1 protein-coding gene is annotated in these 1770 nt (G+C 73.3%); it reads right to left on the reverse strand.

Annotated elements, in window-relative coordinates; translation table 11 throughout:
* Positions 1-1770, reverse strand: a 1770-nt coding sequence (locus tag DD1DGNOD_RS28175; protein WP_241255774.1) for a type I polyketide synthase, incomplete at both ends; no start/stop codon positions are given.

Genomic DNA, 1770 nt, shown 5'->3' on the forward strand with positions numbered 1-1770 from the left:
GTCTCTGCCCAAGGGCCAAAGGCGGTGCGATCATGCTTCTTCCACGCCGCCGGAGGCCCAAATCCCCGGGCTGGATGCGGTGCCGGCGCGCGGTCGTCCGGGGCCTGTTCGATGATCGCATGGGCGTTGGTGCCGCTGACGCCGAAGGAGGAGATCCCCGCCCGGCGGGGACGGTCGAGCGCGGGCCACGGCCGGGCCTCGGTGAGCAGTTCGACCTCGCCGGCGGACCAGTCCACATACGGTGACGGTGCGTCCACGTGGAGGGTTTTGGGCAGGACGCCGTGGTGGATGGCCTGGATCATTTTGATGATGCCGGCGACGCCGGCGGCGGCCTGGGTGTGGCCGATGTTGGATTTGAGTGAGCCGAGGTAGAGGGGTTGGTCTGCCTCCCGGTCCTGCCCGTAGGTGGCGATGAGGGCCTGGGCTTCGATGGGGTCGCCGAGGCGGGTACCGGTGCCGTGCGCTTCGACGGCGTCGACGTCGGCGGGAGCGAGGCGGGCGGCGGTGAGGGCGGCGCGGATGACGCGTTGTTGGGACGGTCCGTTGGGCGCGGTGAGCCCGTTGGAGGCGCCGTCCTGGTTGACCGCCGATCCCCGCAGGAGCGCGAGTACCGGATGTCCGGCGCGCCGGGCGTCCGAGAGCCGTTCGAGCAGGACGAGCCCGATACCCTCGGCCCAGCCCACGCCGTCCGCCGCTGCGGCGAACGCCTTGCTGCGGCCGTCCGGTGACAACCCGCGCTGCCGGGACAGCTCCACCCAGGCACCCGGGGACGCCATCACCGTCACCCCGCCGGCGATCGCCAGCTCACTCTCGCCGGACCGCAGGGACTGGGCGGCCAGGTGCAGGGCAACCAGCGACGACGAGCAGGCGGTGTCGACGGTGACCGCGGGACCCTCGAACCCGAACGTGTACGACACCCGGCCGGAGGCGACGCTGCCGGCGCTCCCGGTACCGAGGAAGCCCTCCAGCGACGACGGCGCCTCGTCCAGCCTGGGGGCGTAGTCGTGGTACATCACCCCGGCGAACACGCCGGTGCGGCTGCCGCGTAGCGCCGCCGGGTCGATCCCGGCCCGCTCGAACAGCTCCCAGGTGGTCTCCAGCAGCAGGCGCTGCTGCGGGTCGGTCGCCAGGGCCTCGCGCGGGGAGATCTCGAAGAAGTCGGCATCGAAGTCGCCCGCGTCGAGCAGGAAGCCGCCGTGGCGGGTGTAGGACGTGCCGGTGCGGTCGGGGTCCGGGTCGTACAGCTTCTCGACGTCCCAGCCGCGGTCGCCCGGGAACTCGGTGATCGCGTCACCGCCGTCGGTGACCAGCTTCCACAGTGCCTCGGGGGATTCGACACCGCCGGGGAAGCGGCAGGCCATGCCGACGATCGCGATCGGCTCGTCGACGGTCCCGGCCGGTCGCCCGGCGCGGGACGCCGTGGCCGTGGCGCCGGCGACCGCCTCGGTCGGCTCGGCTTCGGTCAGCAGCGTGAGCAGGAACGCGGCAACGGCGTTGGGGGTCGGCTGGTCGAAGGTGAGGGTGGTAGGCAGCCGCAGCCCCGTCGCCGCGCCCAGCCGGTTGCGCAGCTCGACGGCTGTCAGGGAGTCCAGACCCAGATCCGTGAACGGCCTGCCGGCTCCGACCGAGCGCGCGTCGGCGTGTCCGAGGGCCGCCGCGACCTCCGTGCGCACCAGGTCGAGCAGGTGCGCGGCCCGTTCGTCCGCGGACAGCGCAGCCAGCCGCGCCGCCAGCGGTGATCCGGCGGCCGCCGGGCCGGATCGGGCCGTG

Source organism: Candidatus Protofrankia californiensis, from assembly GCF_900634765.1.
Taxonomy (GTDB): domain Bacteria; phylum Actinomycetota; class Actinomycetes; order Frankiales; family Frankiaceae; genus Protofrankia; species Protofrankia californiensis.